The sequence below is a fragment of the Sorangium sp. So ce406 genome, assembly GCF_051474675.1.
In the GTDB taxonomy this organism is placed as follows: Bacteria; Myxococcota_A; Polyangia; order Polyangiales; family Polyangiaceae; genus Sorangium; species Sorangium cellulosum_G.
The window spans coordinates 955,807-972,205 of record NZ_CP150340.1; the positions used below are offsets into that span (position 1 = coordinate 955,807).

Here is a 16,399-nt window from a genome sequence, read left to right on the forward strand (position 1 = left end):
CGCGGCGCGAGGGCACGCAGGTTGCGTGAGCGCGGGGGTCCTCAGGCAAAAGGAGTCCCCTTGAGATCTCGACTCGTGAACGGCTCGGTCCTCCTCATGACGCTCCTCGCTCTCCCGCGGTGCGGCGCCGACGCGCCGGCGCCGGACGAGACCTCGGCGGCGGACCTCGCGATGCGGATACCGCGGCTGCCGCCGGCGGAAGAGGCGACCGCGCAGGTCGAGGCCAGCTACCTCTTCGGCGTCCACAGCATCGAGGACAGGACGGACGAGCGGGCGGCCGCGAACCTCATCACGCCACCCGAGGGCTCGGCGCGGAGCAGCTGGACCGTCTTCGTCCACTACACGAAGCCGAGCCGCGGCGAGATCGACTACCAGCGGTACAAGCGCATGATCGACGCCGGGTTCAGCCCGATCGTGCGGTTCGACTACAACTACGGTCAGACCCTCCCTCCGGCGAGCAGCGACGCCTGCGACCCCGCCTGGCCCGGGGAGGTGGTCGACACGATGAAGCGGATCGTCGACAACGAGGTCTGCAAGGGCCCTTGCTCCACGACGTTCATCCTCGGCAACGAGATGAACGCGGAGTTCGAGAACCGCGAGGATCCGGACGAGGAGGGCGGGATCACGGTCGCCCAGTACGCGAGCTGCTTCCGCGACGTCCGCCGCCGCATGAAGGAAGAGGGCGTGTCGGCCAAGCTGCTCGTCGGCGCGGTCGGCCCGCTCAACGCCGACACGACCGCGAGCTGCCCGGGCGCCGAGGCCTACGACATGGACTACAAGAAGTACCTGCACTGCCTGGTCGGCGAGACGAAGGACCACGCCGACGGCCTCGCGCTCCACGCCTACGGAGGGCGCGGCGGGGACCCCGATCCGCGCAGCGACGATCGGCGTGACGGCTTCCAGAACTACAAGCTGCAGCTCGACATCGTCGACGCCGCCGGCGGGGCGGCGCTGCCGATCTACATCACCGAGTTCAATCACGCCGGAGACCTCTACGAGCACGAGGGAGAGCATTACGCGGAGCAGCCGTACCAGAGCGGCTTCATCCAGAAGGCCTACCAGGACGTCGCGGCCTACAACGACAAGAACAACTGCCGTATCCAGTCGCTCATCTGGTTCGCTTACCAGAACCCGACGTTCGCAGGTCTCAACCTGACCGACTGGGAGTGCATGGCGCCGCCGAGAGACGGAAAAGTGCCCCTCCCCGGGGAGCCCGAGCCGCAGCCGCAGCCGTGCAATCTGAAGCAGGCGTTCGATGACCTCCGGGACACAGCGCTCTACCAGGAGTACGGCACGAACTGCCTCGCGGTGACGAGGGCCCCGCCGGGCGATCCGGCGCTGGAAGGCGCGGAGCTCGGCGGGCAGGCGGGCGAGGAGGTGCTGCGCGCGATCAAGCTGATCAACCGCGGCAGCGAGATCAGCTATGCGATCGCGTCGAGCGTCCCGTGGCTCACGATCGAGTCGGGCGCGGAGGGGGCGCTCGCGCCGAGCGAGTCGGTCGCGCTCGCGGTGCGCGCCAGGTGCGGCGCCGAGCCGTCGACGGCCACGGGCGCCCTCACGATCTCGTTCAAGGACCGCTACCGTGTCCGCGAGAGGAGCCTGCCGGTGCGCCTCGATTGCCGCGCCGCCGCGCCGCCGGCCCCGCCGGGGACGCCGCCCGGGGGCTCGCACGGCGATCCGCACCTCCGGACGTTCGACGGCGTCTTCTACGACTTCCAGGGCGCGGGCGAGTACGTGCTCGTGGACGGCGGGAGCGACTTCGCCGTCCAGGTGCGCGAGCAGCCGCTCGGCGCGAGCGACGCGATCGCGGTGAACACCGCGGTGGCGGTGCGCGTCGGCGCGTCGCGGCTCGCGTTCTACGCGGGCGCCTCGCCCGCCTTGCGCGTCGACGGGGCGCCGGTCGAGGTCGCGGGCAAGCTCGATCTGCCGGGCGGGTACGCCGTCTACCACGCGCCTGCCGCGGAGGGCCGCTATGTGATCACCTCGGCGGCCGGCGATCACGTGGAGGTCTCCGTGCGCGCCGCGCACGTGGACGTGCTCGTCTATCCGGCGCCCGGGCGCGCGGGGCTGCTCCGCGGGCTGCTCGGGAACGGCAACGGCGCGACGGAGGACGACTTCACCCCGCGCGCGGGCGTCGCCCTCGCGCCGCCGCTCTCGCGGGACGCGCTCTACGACGTCTTCGGCGACAGCTACCGGGTCTCCGCCGCCGAGTCGCTCTTCGACTACGCGCCCGGGGAGAGCGTCGACACGTTCACCGTCCCCGGCTTCCCCGCGCGATCGGCGTCGGTCTCGGATCTCTCCGAGGCAGCGCACGCGGCGGCCTCCGCGGCGTGCGCCGCGGCCGGGGTCACCGATCCTTTCCTTTTCGAGGCGTGCGTGCTCGACGTCGGCCACTCGGGCGATCCGGCGTTCGCCGACTCCGCCGCGGGCGCCGTGCCGCCGGCAGAAGGCCTGCGCGAGCTCTACCGGAGCGACTTCGAAGGGCCGGTCGGCCCCGAGTGGTCGTCGAGCACGACGAGCGTGACCCCGATCGGCGGGCGGCGGTTCCTGGGCGAGTTCAACAACGAGACGGTGACGCTCCGGCTCGCCGGGCTCGCGCCCCACTCTCGGGTGAAGGTCTCGTTCGATCTCTACGTGATCCGCTCGTGGGACGGCGAAGATGGGGACGTCTTCTCGCTCGGCGCGTCGGGGAGCCCGCGCACGCTCCAGATGACGTTCACGAACACGACCTGGGCGCCCCAGTCGTTCCCCGACCTGCGCGGCGCGGGCAGCCACCCGCCGCGCACCGGCGCGGCCGAGTCGAACTCGCTCGGATACGACTTCTACGGCGACGCGGTCTACCGGCTCTCGTACGAGCTCCCTCACAGCGCCTCCGACATCGAGCTCCGCTTCTCCGGCAGCGGGCTCCAGTGGATCGGCGACGAGAGCTGGGGAATCGACAACCTCGACGTCGTCGCGCAATAGGCATCCTCCGCGCCGGGCGCGGGCCCACAACGGCTCAGCCCGGCAGCCGATCTCCAGCAGCGACGGAGCGGATCCGACCGCCGCGCCGCCTCGACGGTTGTCAGGCGGCGCGTCCCGCTGCAAGGTTCGCGCAGGAGAAGGCAAGCGCATGATTCAGATCGAGGCGAGGCACCTGATTCACTGCGACGAGGACACCTTCTGGGCGCTCTTCTTCAGCCCCGAGGTCAACGAGCAGATCTACCGCGACGTCCTCAAGTTCCCCTCGTTCGAGGTGCTGGAGCAGCGAGAGGACGAGCGCACCAGGGTGCGCAAGGCGTCGGTTCAGCCGCGCGTCCACGCGCTCCCCGCCGCCATCCAGTCGATGCTCGGGCCGAACTTCCGTTACGTCGAGGACAGCGTCTTCGACAAGGCCACGCGGCGATGGAGCTTCACGATGGCGCCGAGCCTGCTGGGCGACCGGCTGCGCAACGCGGGGGCGCTGCGGGTGGAGCCGTCGGGCCCGGGGCAGGTGACGCGGGTGGCCAGCGCGACCATCGAGGTGAGGATCTTCGGCTTCGGCAAGATGCTCGAGGGCATGATGGAGAAGGAGATGCGCGCGGGGTGGGACGACAGCGCGGCGTTCCTCAATCGATGGATCGCGGAGCACCCGGCGCGGGCGGCGGCGAGCTGAGGCGGCGCTCGATCTCGGCGCGCGTCGGATACGAGGGCTGACACCCCTCGCGCTCGACCGAGATGCCCGCCGCCGCGATCGCGAGCCGGAGCGCGTCCTCGATCGCCATCCCGGAGGCGAGGCCCCCGGCGAGCACGCCCGCGAGGGCGTCCCCCGCGCCCGTCGTGTCGACGGCGCGCGCGGGCAGGGCGGGGAGCTCCTCGCCCGAGGGCAGCAGGACCGCGCCGCGCGCGCCCCGCGTGAGCACCACGCGCTCCGGCAGGTGGCCGCGCAGCGCCTCGTGCTCGAGCTCGTTGACGACCGCGAGATCGAACCGGCCGACGAGCGCAGGATCGATGGCGTTGACGGGCGATGGATTGCAGATCGCCAGCGCGCCGTCGGCCCGCGCGGCCGACAGCACGCCGTCGATCGCCTCGGTCGGGATCTCGCCCTGACAGAGCCAGACCGCGGCCCCGCACGGCGCGGGCGGCGCGACGAGCGCGTTGGCGCCGGGGATCGCGAGGATCTGGTTCTCTCCGGAGGCGTCGACGCAGATCAGGGCGACGCCCGTCGTCGCGCCGCGGTGGACCACGACGGCGGAGAGCTCCACCCCGTCGGCGGCGAGCGCCGCGGCGCAGAGCTCGCCGTGGGCGTCGTCGCCGCGCGCGCCCGCGAGCCGCACGCGCGCGCCGGCGCGCGCCGCGGCGACCGCCTGGTTCGCGCCCTTGCCGCCCGGCGCGACGAGGAACGCGCGGCCCAGCACCGACTCGCCCGGGCGCGGCAGCCGCGGGCCGTAGCCGATGAGATCGGCGGTGATCGAGCCGCAGATCGCGAGCAAACCCATGTCCGCCGCATACCACGGGCGGCGCCGCGGCGGTCGCGTGAGCGCGCGGCACGTCGCGCCGGGACGCGGGGAAACGAGCGCCGCGCTCCTGCGCCGCGCTCGCAGGGGCCCTTGACAGGCGGACAGCAGTTTGAAAGGGCTATTGAAGGCTTATTTCCAAAGGGGAGCACGCACGATGGCTGCGACCAGCGAGGCGAACGAGATGAGTTCGACGGGCCGGAGCCCGGCGACGATCACCCACGCGGAGGCCGTCGAGCGGGCCCGCGGCATGGCGGACGCCATCCGGTCTCGGTCCGCCGAGGCCGAGGCGCTGCGGCGCATGCCGGAGGCGACCGTCCAGCGGTTCGTCGATGCCGGCCTCGTGCGTCTGCTGACGCCGCGCGTGTTCGGCGGGCACGAGCTCACGTTCGACGCGTTCGCGGACGTGACGATCGAGATCGCGCGCGCCGACGGCTCGGCGGGATGGTGCTTCTCGTTCCTCAACGTGCACTCGTGGCTGCTCGCGACGTTCCCGGTGGAGGCGCAGCAGGACGTCTGGCGGGAGCGCCCCGACGCCCGGCTCGCCAACGTGAATATCCCGGCGGGGCAGGTCTCGCCGGTGGAGGGCGGCTATCGGCTCTCGGGCGACTGGCCGTTCGCGAGCGGCATCACGCATTGCGACTGGGCGCTCCTGGCCGGGATCGTCCCGCCGGCGCGCGGCGCCGAGGGCGGCCCGCCGGACGTGCGCCTGTTCCTCGTCCCACGGGAGGACTGGGAGGTCCGGGACACCTGGCACGTCACCGGGCAGCGCGGTACGGGCAGCCATAACGTTGTCGTCAAGGACAGGTTCGTGCCGCAGCACCGGACGGTCTCGATGGCGGAGCTGAGCAGCGGACAGACGCCGGGCGGCGCTTACCACGCGAACCCCCTTTATCGGCTGCCGATCATCACGGCGCTCGCCCCGTCGCTGATCGCGACGATCGTGGGCGCTTCCCAGGGCGCTTATCGGCGGTGGCGCGCGGCGACGCGGGATCGCACGACGATGTACAGCCGCGAGCAGGTGGCGTCGCTGTCGCACCAGCAGATCCGGCTCGCCGAGATATCGGCCGAGATCGAGACGGCGGAGCTCCTCTTCCGGCGGACGCTCGACACGATCCGGCAGGCGGAGCGGCTCTCGATGGAGCAGCGCGTCCGGATCCGCAGGGACTTCGCGTACAGCGCGGTGCTGTGCGTCCGCGCCGTGGAGCGCATCTACACCGCGAGCGGCGGCGGCGCCAACTACGAGTCGAACCCGCTCCAGCGCGACTGGCGCGACGTGCACGCCATGGCGTCGCACGCGGGGATCAACTTCGATGCGGCGGCCGAGAACTTCGGGCGGATGGAGCTCGGCCTGCCGCTCAACCCGAGGGATCCGCTCGCCTAGCGCCGCGCCATCGCGCCGTCGCCTGGGGTTGAGTCGGCGGCGCGGCGCTCTGCGCAGGGCTGCCTCCACTGTCGCGCGGATACCCACTTCTCCGCCTGAAGACCGCGATCTGCGGACATCAATCCCGGCGCCCGGGCACGATACGAGAGCGACGCGGGACGACGCGGAAATGGTAACAGAGAACAGCGAACGGAGAAGACGCACGGCGGACGGAGCGCAGACGCCGGTTGTTGCGCTGTGCATTGCAGAATACAGCGTGAGCAGCACCTGGGTCCTCCATTCCAGTTCTGATCGTTCCCCTCAGCGATTCTTGACAGCGCGATCTGCGGCCGCGTACCGTGGACGATCGAGCATGGACCTGTTGGATGCCTGCCGCCGCGCATTGCTCTCGTCGGACCGCCATCCGGTTCGACCATCGCAGACGGCCCGCGACCGAGCTGATCATGGAGGAGGTGTCTCATGACGAGGACGGGGCGATGTTGGATGGCAGCCTTCGGGCTCACGCTGATGACGGCGGCCTGCGGCTCGAGCGAGACCTCCGAGTCGGGCGAGCAGGTCACGCCCATCAAGCGAGCGGAGACCCCGCAGAACGAGTTCACTCCCCTGCAGCTGGAGGCGACGGTCGACGCCCTCGTCGCCGTGATGAACGAGAGTCCGCTCGATGAGGCGCAGGTGGTGGTTCTACTGAAGAACCTCGACGACTTCTTCGCGCCGATCGCCACGGGCGCGAACCGCGCCATGGGTGAGCTCGGGGTCATCGGCAACGTGATCGGGCCAAGCAACGCGTCGATGGATGGCCCCACATCGCAGGATCTGCAGAATGAACAGATCGCGCAGGCGGTCGCGGACGGCGCCGACGGGATCGGCGTCTCGCCGTTCGACATCGGCAACGCCGCCGCCGTCGACGATGCCGTCGCGAACGGTGTCCCCGTGGTGACGCTCGACAGCGACCTGCCAGCCTCGAAGCGCTCGCTGTACGTCGGAGCGCTCAACAATCCTGCCGGCGCCACGGCAGCGAAGACCCTGATCGCGATGCTGCCGCCGCCGCCAGGTACGGTGCTGATTCACGGCAACGTCACAGCAGATTGGGCCGACGGATACGATCGAACGCAGGGCGCCCAGGCGGCGCTCGCGGGAGCCGGCTACACGCCCCTGGCGAGCCAGGCCGTGTTCGGCGACACCAACGAGGCGTTCGACGTCGAGTGGATGCGAAGCCAGATGGTGGCCGCGGACCCGCCCATCGTGGGGATGCTCGGCCTGTTCAACATCTCGTACCGGTTGGTGCTGGCCGCGGACGCCGCGGGCATGCCGGAGCTCCCCATCGTCGCGTTCGACTTCGATCCGAGGACCGTCGACTTCATGCGCCAGGGGCGCATCAAGGCCACGCACACCCAGCGGCAGTATTACGAGGGGTACCTCGTGCCGTACATCCTCTACGGCATGAAGAGCATCGGCCTCGATGCGACCCGGGAGATCCTCACCCCGCTGATCGAAGACGACGTGAGCAAGATCAACATCGGCATCGACGTGGTCCCGTCGGACAAGATCGACGCCTACAACGACTTCCTCGTCTCGATTGGCTCGATCCAGTAGCGGCGATGCGGCCCCCCGCGGGGGAGGGCCGCGCGGCGTCGCTTCAGTCCGTGACCAGCGGCCCGATGCGGTCGGCGAACGGCCACCCCTGGCTCTCGTCGGTATGGATCTGCCAGTCGAACACCCCGCGGAGCGCCGGGTGCTTGCCCTCGACCTCGTTCCACGTGGGGATCGCCTCGTCGATCGACATGTAGTACTGGTCGTCCGCGATCCCGAAGCCCAGGACGACGTGCGTGGGACCGAGCAGGTCGACCCACTGACCCACGTTGTCCACGATGTAGGACTGCTGGTCGAGGTCGGGGCCGTCGTAGTACTGCGGGGCGGCGTAGTCCATGGCGCCGGCGTCCACCATCGCCTTGCAGAAATCCTTGTCGCGCGGGTTCCATGGCGCCGGGGGCGCGGTGATGATGAAGCCGGGGAAGCGCCGCTTCAGCTCCAGGCTGATCCAGATCATCTCCTCGGTGTCGGGGTTCTGGTTGGCCTCGAAGGTGTTCCAGTCGATGCCGTCGAACCCGCCGAGGTCGTTGTAGATATCGACAACGCTGTCGACGAACGTCTGCGACTTCCCGCGGTCCGGGAAGCTCATGCCCTGGCCGGCGCCGCCGATGGAGAGGATGATCCTGCGATCCTGGGTCGTCCGGGCGTACTGGATGTCTTCCCTGAGGTGCGTCGCCGCTCCCCTGCCGTCGCCAGGCGGCGTCCAGGTGACCGCGCCGGTGGTGCCGGGCGGCCCGCCCACGGGATGCGCGGCGAAGAGGTAGATGAGGTTGTAATTGCTGTCGATGTCGCGGATGCGGACGGGCGACGGCGTCCAGTTGGGGTAGTAGCCGGCGACGACCTTCGCGGGGAGCGCGCCGACCGGGCCGGGCTCGGGGGTGTCGGCGCAGCCGGGGTGCGGGTCCCAGTAGTACGTGCTGACCGTCGGGATGTAGCCGGGGTTGTCGTGCTCGGCGACGTAGGCCGACCCCTCGTAGATCACGACGGCGCCCTCGTTGTACCACTGGCCCTCCTGCCACTGCGGATAGCTGCACTCGTCCCCGGGGGGAGCAGGGGTATCGGCGCAGGCGGAGTAAGGCTCCCAGTAGTACGTGCTGACCGTCGGGATGTAGCCGGGATTGTCGTGCTCGGCGATGTAGGCCGAGCCCTGGTAGTTCACGATGGTACCCTCGGCGTACCATTGGCCTTCCTGCCATTCCGGAGCGCCGGCGCACGCGGCAGATTCGTTGTGCCCGATATCGGCCTCGCCCTGCGACGCACCGGAATCGAGGCATCCGGTTCCGCCCGCGGCGATGGCGACAAGGAGAAACGACGTCCTGGCAGCAGTGAAGATAGAATTATAAAGCATGGTAGGACCCTCTTCGCACATCGGTTAAGAGCGCACGTGACAGCTCGCCCCCCGGATCCGGGCAGCTCGTGGACTTGATGGCGCGACGGGGACCAGCCCTTCAGATTATTTGATCAGGAGCTTCTCCGCCTGTGCGCTCGTCCGCCGCGTGATGATGCGGTCACGAACGGGTCATCCATGCACCGAGGCGCGGTGTTTCCTGCCGCGGCGAAATCATCCGTGGTCGTGGAACCAGGGATCCAGCCGGGTGACGCGGTGTTGACGCTGGATGTACGAAGCGCGGCGGCCGCCGGGGTGGCGTGCCGCTGAGCGGCCTCAGCGGAGCGCTTGCGGCGGCTCCTTGAGCACGCAGAGCGCGAGCTCGGGATCGCAGGTGACCTGCTCCTCGAGATCGGGGTTGATCCCGGACCCGGTGAGCCGGCCGGCCGCGATGTCTGCCTGCGGGTCGCAGAGGCCCGGGTCCGTCGCGATCTCCTCCGAGCCTTCCATGGCCGGCGCGGCGCACGAGACCGACGGCCACAGGCCCACGACGCTGTAGGACGCGGTGCAACCGTCCTTCGTGTAGGTCAGATCCGCCGTCATCAGCGTTCCAGGGAACGTCGGCGTGACATGGACACGGACGTTGCTCCACTCGTAGCGGAGCCGCGTCGCGGGGCGTTCGCCGAAGGCGGGGAGATCCAGCTCCGCGACGCTGAGCGACGCGACCGTGCAGACGTCGCTCTCGTCCGGCTCCGCCGAGGCGAACTCGCCCATCGAGGTGACCGCGCCGCCGTCGATCGAGACACCGGCGCCCTCGGCCTCGGCGGCGAGCGCGCCGAGCTCGGTCGCGCGGATGGCGAGCAGCGCCCTCGACAGATCCTGCTCTTTCTCGTTGTCCGGCCGGGAGGGGTTGTACTTCTCGAGGCCGATGGTCTCGCCCCGCAGCGCGTCGCAGTCGCCTTCGCCCTGCTTCGAGCCGGGCTTCAGCGTGTAGGTCGCGGCGAAGCCGCCGTGACCGGTCATGCACTGCATCCTCGGCTGCTCGCAGGAGGAGACCAGCGATGCGAGGACGACCATCAGACCGGCTTGCATTCCGTGGGTTCGTTTCATGGCGTCTCTGCCGCGCGCGGCGCAGCCCTAGAAGGTCACCTTGGCGCTGATCCGGAACGTGCGCGGCGCCTGGTACGCCACCGGATTGCCGAAGTTCGGGTTCTTGTTCACCGGGTCGAACGCGCTCCCGTCGGCGTTCTGCAGCCCGGCGAGGCTCGCCTCCGTGCCCCCGGAGATGGGCAGCACCTGCGCCGACGTGTACCGCTCGTCGACCGCGGTCACGGCCTGGAAGTTGAAGAGGTTGAACGAGTCGACCGCCACGAGCAGCGCGCTGTCCTTCGCGAGCTGCACGCCGACGCCGACGTGGACGTCGACGTCGTGCACCCAGGGCAGGCGCTCGCCGCTCCCGCGCGGCAGGATGAAGACCTCGTCGGGGCCGTAGAGGAGGTGGGCCCCGAGGTACGACGTCGCCGCGCCGGAGCGGGCGCGGTAGGCGCCGCCGAGGTTCACCACGAGCCCGTTCTTGAAGACGAAATCCTTCGCGCCGTAGAGCTTGATCTGATGCCGGTGGTCCCCCGGCAAGGCGCCTTCCCGGTTCGGGAGCAGCGACTGCAGATCGAAGTCCGTGTTCATGTTGGGATCGATCTGCGTCGTCTCCGGCTTGAACAGCCCGGACCAGTTGCCGCGCAGGTACGCGATGCGGTAGCTCGCCTGCGCGAGCCAGCCGCCCGCGAACACCTTCTCTGCATACACGGTGAACGCGTCGTAATCGCGCTTCGCCTTCGTGAAGTCCCTGGCCGCGCCGTAGCCGGGGTTGGCGATGAAATAGGACTTCGCCTCGTCGCGGCTCAGGTCCTCGATGATCCGGTTCTGCCAGCGCTTCGTGTACTCGGCGCCGACCCGCACCTTGGGCGCGATCTCGTACTCACCGCCGAGGACGATCTCGTCGGACGACTGCGGCTCGAGGTCCGGATCGACCGGCGTCTTGTCGCTCCCGATGACGCCCCATTTCTGGTTCGGCGCGTGGGGGCCGTCGGCCGTGAGGCGCCCGTCGTCGTCCTCGCACGCGCCCTGGGTCTCCTCCTCGTTCCTCGGGTCGCACGTCGACGGGTCGCGGAAGGAGTAGAGCATGCGCTCGCCGGGGAGCAGGCGATCGGCGATGTTGAGCGGGACGCTCTCGTAGTACCGGCCATAGTTCGCGTAGAGCTTGGACCTGCCGGCCTGCGTGATGTCGTAGATGACGCCGGCGCGCGGCGACCACTGGTTCGGCAGGCTCAGGCCGAGCGCGCCGTCGTAGCCGTAGAGGAGCTGCGCGTCGTAGCGCACGCCGGCGTTCAGGGTGACGCGGTCGGCGATGCTCCAGCTGTCCTGCACGAAGCCGCCGAGCGTGAGCGACGTCGACACCGCCTCGTAGTTCGTGAGATGAACCGGGTCGTCGGGGCCGTTCAGGAACCCGTGGCGGCGGTAATCGTAGACCACCGATCCGTCGGGGAACTCGGTCAGGATCGTGCCGCCCGACTCGCCGCGCTGGCTGCTGTAGCGCATCACCTCGACATCGACGCCGGCCTTGACGACGTGATGGCCCAGGGCCGAGAACAGGCTCGTCAGCATGGCCTTGCCCTGGTAGCGGTCGAAGACCGACTCGCTCAGCACGCCGGGGCCGCCCGTGTAGTAGTAGCCGGGCACCGGGCACGGCTCGCCGCCCGCGGCGTCCTCCTGCGCGCACCGCCGCGTGGCGTCCCCCGGCTCGAACTCGCCGATGGAGCGCGGCGGGGACCTCTGCCAGAGCACCTGGACGACGTCGGACAGCCCCTTTCCGCTCCCGATCTTCTCCCCGTCCGAGGCGCGGATGGCGTTGAGCTCGTGGTGGATGCCGAGCGTCACGTCGAGCAGGTGGGTCTTGTTCTGGAACGCAGAGGACCACTTGAGCGAGGCGTCGGTCGCGGTGGTCACGTACTGGTGCGCGATCGCGCCGTAGCTGCCGTTGATGATCCCGCCGTTGTAGGGGTTGTCGAACTCGATCCTGCCGTCGCGCGGGTTCAACCCGAAGGCGCCGTCCCCGCCCGACAGGGTCGGGGTGCCGTAGACGGAGAGCGCCAGGGTGTTGTCCGGATCGATGAGCAGCGTCAGCTTGCCGATGTACTGCAGGCTCTGCTGCGTGGCGTAGTAGACGTCCGTCGACCCCGGCAGGCGGCTCCGCGCGACGCCGCCGGGCTGGTCGCCCGGCTGGAGGATGTTCAGGTTGCGCTCCAGGCGGTAGGTCGCGAACGAGGGCGAGAGGCCGGCGTAGAACCACAGCCTGTCCTTCAGGATCGGGCCGCCGATCTCGGCGCCGAAGTCGCGCAGCGAGGACAGCGTGACGTCGGTGGTGATCGCGCTCTCCTGCGTGACCACGGCGGCGCGCTCCCCCTCGAAGAGGCCGGGCGTGATGCTGAAGAAGACCGAGCCGTGGTACTCGTTGGATCCGGACTTGGTGGCGACGTTGTAGTAGCCGCCTGTCGAGCGGCCGTATTCCGGCATGTAGCCGCCGGTGATCACGTTGAGCTCGTCGACGAACTCGACCGAGAGCGGCGTCCCGAGGATGCCGAACCCCGGGTTGTTCACCGAGAGGCCGTCGATCACGAACTGGTTCTCCGGCGAGGTCGTCCCGCTGATCGAGACGCCGTAGCGGTCGGCGAACGCGCCCGGCGCGACCTCGGCGAGGGACTCGAACGATCGGGTGGCCGCCCCCTTCGCGCTCGGACGGTTGAGCGGGACGCGGCTCACGAACTCGGAGCTCACGTTGACGCCCGTCGCGCTCGAGCCGACATCGACCGTCGGCGGGGCGCCGACGACGACGATCTCCTGGGCCTGCAGGGCCTCGGGGAGGAGCTGGGTGTTCACCCGGATCGTGCTGTCGAGCCGCAGCTCGACGCCGCCGCGCGAATAAGGCCTGTAGGCCTCCTTGTCGAGCCGCAGGGTGTACGTGCCTGGCGGGAGGTTCGGGATGCGGTATTGACCGGCGGCATCGGTCACCACGATCTGCTCCCCCTGGAGGGCGGGGGACGTGACCGTGACCACGACGTCCGGAGCCGGCTTGTTCGTCGCCGCGTCGATGACCGTCCCCGTGAGGACGGCGGAGCCGGCCGCGAACGCCGGGGTGGACGCGAGCGCGCCGGAGAGCGCGAGCAGCGAAGCGGCCCAGCGGCCGCGCTTCATGTGCATGGGATTGACGTGGCTCCTCGAAGGCTGTCCATGACGACCTGCCGTGAGAGAGCTTATACACGGTCCCGCGGATCCCGGATCGACTTGGAACGCGTCGACGTGAACAGGGGCGTCGCGCGGGAGCCGCCTGCTCCGCGCACGCCGGAGCCGGCGTGTGCGGAGCGGTGCGCGCGACGGAGACCCGGGGGCGCGCGCGGGTCAGTCGGCGGCCTTCGCGACCACGGCGTCTGTCCTGCCGCCGGCGAGCGCGCCGGCGCGGCGGACGACGCCGATGAACTCCTGCTGATCGCCCTTGCTGGACGCGGCGCCCCGCGCGATCTTCTCGACGTCGGAGAGCCTCCACGAGCGCGCGTGCGGGCTGTGGCGCAGGATCTCGGAGAAGCCGGCCACGGCGGACGCGAAGCGGAGGTCGGCCGGCGCCGCGTCGAAGGTGGGCGCGATGGCGCCCGGGGCCATCCGGACCACCGTCTCTTCGGCCGCGTTCGCGCCGAGCGGCGCCTTGTGGCGGAGGCGCACGACGACCGGCGTCGCGCCGCCGCCCCGCAGCGCGGAGGGCTTGAGCTCGACGTCGTAGAGGGCCGTCACGCTGTGCCCCGCGCCGATCTCGCCGGCGTCGACCTTGTCGTTCCGGAAGTCCCGGTCGGCGACATTGCGGTTCTCGTAGCCGATGAGCCGGTAGGTCTTGACGAGCTCCGGATCGAACTCGACCTGGATCTTCACGTCGCGGGCGATGACCTGGAGCATCCCGCCGACCTGCTCGGAGAAGACGCGCCGCGCCTGCGCCTCGCTGTCGATGTAGGCGTAGTTCCCGTCGCCCTGGTTGGCGAGCTGCTCCATCATCAGATCCTTGTAGTTGCCCTGGCCGAACCCGATGGTGGACAGCGTGATGCCCTTGTCCTTCGCGCGCTTGATCGTCTTCAGGATCTCGTCGTGAGAGGTCGGGCCGACGTTCGCGTCGCCGTCGGAGAGCACGACGACGCGGTTGACGTGCCCCTTCACGAGCGTCCGTTCGGCCAGCTCGTAGGCGAGGTCGATCCCGCTCGCCATGGCGGTGGAGCCGCCCGCGGCGAGGTCCGCGAGGGCGGCGAGGATCTTCCCCTTGCTCTCGACGCCGGTCGGCGCGAGCACCTCGCGCACGCTGCCCGCGTAGGTGCAGAGGGCGACGGTGTCCCCGGGCTTGAGCGACTCGGTGAGCATCCGGAGGCTCTTCTTCGCGAGCTCGATCTTGTCCGGCGACTGCATGGAACCGCTCGTGTCGACGAGGTACACGAGGTGCACCGGCGTCCGGTCCTTGACCGGCACGCGCTTGCCCTGGACGGCGACGCGGACGAGGTGGTGGCCCACCGTGAACGGCGAGGGCGCGGCCGCGAGGTGCACGGCGAACGGGCCCGTCGCGGGGGGCGCATAGCCATAGTCGAAGTAGTTGAGGAACTCCTCGGCGCGGACGGCCTGGTACGGCGGCAGCGCGCCCTCGAGGATCTTGCGGCGCGCGATGGCGTAAGAGGCCGTGTCCACGTCGATCGCGAACGTGGAGAGCCGGTCCTTCGCGGGGTCCTCCACCGGGTTCACGCCGTAGTCGCGGTACGTCTCGCTGCCCTGGGGCTCGGGCGCGGCGACGGCGACCGGCGCGGGCGCGGGGCGCGGCGCCGCGACCACCGGCTGGGGGGGCGCTTTCTTGGGCGCGGCGCCCGCCTGGACGCGGCGCGCTTCCGGCTTGCTCGTCAGCGCGGCCCTGGACGGCGCGACCGCGGCCGCCGGCGGGGGCGCGGCGGGCGGGGCAGGGGCAGCCGCCTCGGGCGCGGCGGGCGAGGCCCCGGGCGCGGCGTCCTCGGCTCTCTCGTGCGCGGCCGACGCGTGGCCTTTGCCCTCTGACGCGTCGTACTCCGGCTGCATGGGCTGCGCGGCCGCGGCGCGCATCGACGTCGACGGTTCCGACGCGGCGGGGGCAGGGGCCGACGCGCCGCAGCCGAGGAGCAGCGCAGCGACGAGAGACGGGGCGACGACGGCGAACGGCAGGGTGCGCATGAGGTGTCCTCCTTGATGGGGATCGCGAGCGCGGATCCCCGCAGTGCGTTCTCGAGGGGCCCTGATCGCCGGGCCCCGGGCAGGTCTTCGGGAGGGCCGCACGCGCGGCCCCACAGGGCATCTCCAGGACAGGACACGTCCCCTCGCCGCCCTCGCGGATCGAAGGCCGCATGTCGCCGGTCCTCCGGCGATCAGGCGATGGGACGCTCGCGGCCGGGGCTCGCGGTGGCGGGCCCGGCGCGTCCAGGTGTCAGGGAAACGTGGTCGCCGCGGCGGGCTTACACCCGAAATGCGGGACCGCGGGGCGCCTGCAGCAGGCGCCGCCCTGCGCGGTGCGCTACGTTGCGCAGGAGGTGGGGACGACGGCGCAGGGACGACCGTCCTCCGCTCTCCCGCCGTCTGCTCCCTCTCTCCTCAGGAGGTCCGCGATGAGCGCAGCCAGCCGCGAGCGGTTCCAGTCCAGTCTACGCCGCTCCAGGAAGATCGCCGTCCTGACCGGCGCCGGCGTCTCGGCGGAGTCGGGGATCCCCACGTTCCGCGGCGCCGGCGGGCTGTGGCGGCGCTACGAGGCGACGAGCCTCGCCTCGCCCGAGGCGTGGCAGCGCGATCCCGGCCTCGTGTGGGAGTTCTACAACCACCGCCGCGAGCGCGCCCTCGGCTGCGCGCCGAACCCGGGCCATCGCGCGCTGGCGCGGCTGGAGGCGCGGTGGCGGGGCGCCGGCCGCACGTTCACCCTCATCACCCAGAACATCGACGGGCTGCACGAGCAGGCCGGCTCCCGGGATCCGGTGCGGCTCCACGGCTCGCTGTGGCAGGTGCGCTGCCTCTCGTGCGGGAGCGTGACAGAGAACCGCGACGTGCCCATCACGCCCGCCTTCGCGGGCAGCGGCTCCCCCGATCCGGACACCCGCGCCCGGCGCTTCACGGCCGCAGAGCTGCCTCACTGCCGCTGCGGCGGCGTGCAGCGCCCGCACGTGGTCTGGTTCGGCGAGGCGCTCCAGGAGCGCGATCTCGCCGCGGCGGCCGCCGGCGTCGACGGCTGCGATCTCCTGCTCGTGGTCGGCACTTCGGCCGTCGTGTACCCGGCCGCCGGCTTCGTCCCGATGGCGAGGCGCCACGGCGCCCTCATCGCCGAGGTCAACGTCGAACCCAGCGCGATCACCAGCCTCTGCGACGTCGTGTTCACCGGCGGCGCGGGGGAGATCTTGCCGTCGCTGCTCGACGTCGCGCCGGAACCGGCGCCGTAGAACGAGAGAGCGCGCGCCGTCGAGCGGCCTCTTCCGGCGCGGGCCGGCGGCGTCGGCGGTGCGCCGCAGCGGGCGCGCGGTGCACGCATCGCGCGGC

At 70.7% G+C, this 16,399-nt stretch carries 10 protein-coding genes; 5 read left to right on the forward strand and 5 right to left on the reverse strand.

Translation table 11 applies throughout. The features are described from left to right. Nucleotides 1-60: 60 nt before the first annotated feature. Together WME96_RS03580 and WME96_RS03585 are read left to right on the forward strand one after the other, a co-directional pair. Nucleotides 61-2,964, forward strand: a complete 2,904-nt coding sequence (locus WME96_RS03580; RefSeq protein ID WP_437288777.1) for a VWD domain-containing protein — start codon at nucleotides 61-63, stop codon at nucleotides 2,962-2,964. A 148-nt stretch (nucleotides 2,965-3,112) separates the two neighbouring features. After that, on the forward strand, nucleotides 3,113-3,634 hold the full coding sequence (locus tag WME96_RS03585; RefSeq protein ID WP_437288778.1) for a DUF2505 domain-containing protein: 522 nt from the start codon (nucleotides 3,113-3,115) through the stop codon (nucleotides 3,632-3,634). Here the strand turns inward: WME96_RS03585 and WME96_RS03590 are convergent. Continuing rightward, nucleotides 3,588-4,457, reverse strand: coding sequence for a PfkB family carbohydrate kinase (locus tag WME96_RS03590; protein WP_437288779.1), 870 nt, complete (start codon nucleotides 4,455-4,457; stop codon nucleotides 3,588-3,590). The genes WME96_RS03585 and WME96_RS03590 overlap by 47 nt on opposite strands. Before the next feature lie 175 nt (nucleotides 4,458-4,632). Between WME96_RS03590 and WME96_RS03595 the strand changes: the two genes are divergently transcribed. Together WME96_RS03595 and WME96_RS03600 are read left to right on the forward strand one after the other, a co-directional pair. Continuing rightward, nucleotides 4,633-5,859 carry an acyl-CoA dehydrogenase family protein gene (locus WME96_RS03595; protein WP_437288780.1) on the forward strand — a complete coding sequence of 409 codons (1,227 nt, stop codon included), beginning with the start codon at nucleotides 4,633-4,635 and terminating at the stop codon, nucleotides 5,857-5,859. A 459-nt stretch (nucleotides 5,860-6,318) separates the two neighbouring features. After that, nucleotides 6,319-7,452 (forward strand): substrate-binding domain-containing protein, encoded by a 1,134-nt coding sequence (locus tag WME96_RS03600; protein WP_437288781.1) that lies wholly within the window; start codon nucleotides 6,319-6,321, stop codon nucleotides 7,450-7,452. 43 nt (nucleotides 7,453-7,495) lie between these two features. Here the strand turns inward: WME96_RS03600 and WME96_RS03605 are convergent, their stop codons facing one another. From WME96_RS03605 to WME96_RS03620, 4 genes are all read right to left on the reverse strand, one after another. After that, a complete protein-coding gene (locus WME96_RS03605) occupies nucleotides 7,496-8,797 on the reverse strand; it encodes a glycosyl hydrolase family 18 protein (protein WP_437288782.1) in 1,302 nt (433 codons plus the stop codon). Nucleotides 8,798-9,112: 315 nt separating this feature from the next. Next, complete coding sequence (locus tag WME96_RS03610; protein ID WP_437288783.1) at nucleotides 9,113-9,868, reverse strand: hypothetical protein; 756 nt, start codon at nucleotides 9,866-9,868, stop codon at nucleotides 9,113-9,115. 45 nt (nucleotides 9,869-9,913) lie between these two features. Then, nucleotides 9,914-13,030: a TonB-dependent receptor gene (locus tag WME96_RS03615; protein WP_437288784.1), complete on the reverse strand. Its 3,117-nt coding sequence runs from the start codon at nucleotides 13,028-13,030 to the stop codon at nucleotides 9,914-9,916. 198 nt (nucleotides 13,031-13,228) lie between these two features. Further along, nucleotides 13,229-15,055, reverse strand: a complete 1,827-nt coding sequence (locus WME96_RS03620) for a vWA domain-containing protein (RefSeq protein ID WP_437288785.1) — start codon at nucleotides 15,053-15,055, stop codon at nucleotides 13,229-13,231. Nucleotides 15,056-15,483: 428 nt separating this feature from the next. Here WME96_RS03620 and WME96_RS03625 point away from each other — a divergent pair, with 428 nt between their 5' ends. After that, nucleotides 15,484-16,302, forward strand: coding sequence for an SIR2 family NAD-dependent protein deacylase (locus WME96_RS03625; RefSeq protein WP_437288786.1), 819 nt, complete (start codon nucleotides 15,484-15,486; stop codon nucleotides 16,300-16,302). The last annotated feature ends 97 nt before the right edge of the window (nucleotides 16,303-16,399 follow it).

Bases quoted from the DNA above. Each gene is read 5' to 3' on its own strand.
- WME96_RS03585 (WP_437288778.1), top strand. From the start codon at position 3,113: ATGATTCAGATCGAGGCGAGGCACCTGATTCACTGCGACGAGGACACC.
- WME96_RS03590 (WP_437288779.1), bottom strand. From the start codon at position 4,457: ATGGGTTTGCTCGCGATCTGCGGCTCGATCACCGCCGATCTCATCGGC.
- WME96_RS03595 (WP_437288780.1), top strand. From the start codon at position 4,633: ATGGCTGCGACCAGCGAGGCGAACGAGATGAGTTCGACGGGCCGGAGC.
- WME96_RS03600 (WP_437288781.1), top strand. From the start codon at position 6,319: ATGACGAGGACGGGGCGATGTTGGATGGCAGCCTTCGGGCTCACGCTG.
- WME96_RS03605 (WP_437288782.1), bottom strand. From the start codon at position 8,797: ATGCTTTATAATTCTATCTTCACTGCTGCCAGGACGTCGTTTCTCCTT.
- WME96_RS03610 (WP_437288783.1), bottom strand. From the start codon at position 9,868: ATGCAAGCCGGTCTGATGGTCGTCCTCGCATCGCTGGTCTCCTCCTGC.
- WME96_RS03615 (WP_437288784.1), bottom strand. From the start codon at position 13,030: ATGCACATGAAGCGCGGCCGCTGGGCCGCTTCGCTGCTCGCGCTCTCC.
- WME96_RS03620 (WP_437288785.1), bottom strand. From the start codon at position 15,055: ATGCGCACCCTGCCGTTCGCCGTCGTCGCCCCGTCTCTCGTCGCTGCG.
- WME96_RS03625 (WP_437288786.1), top strand. From the start codon at position 15,484: ATGAGCGCAGCCAGCCGCGAGCGGTTCCAGTCCAGTCTACGCCGCTCC.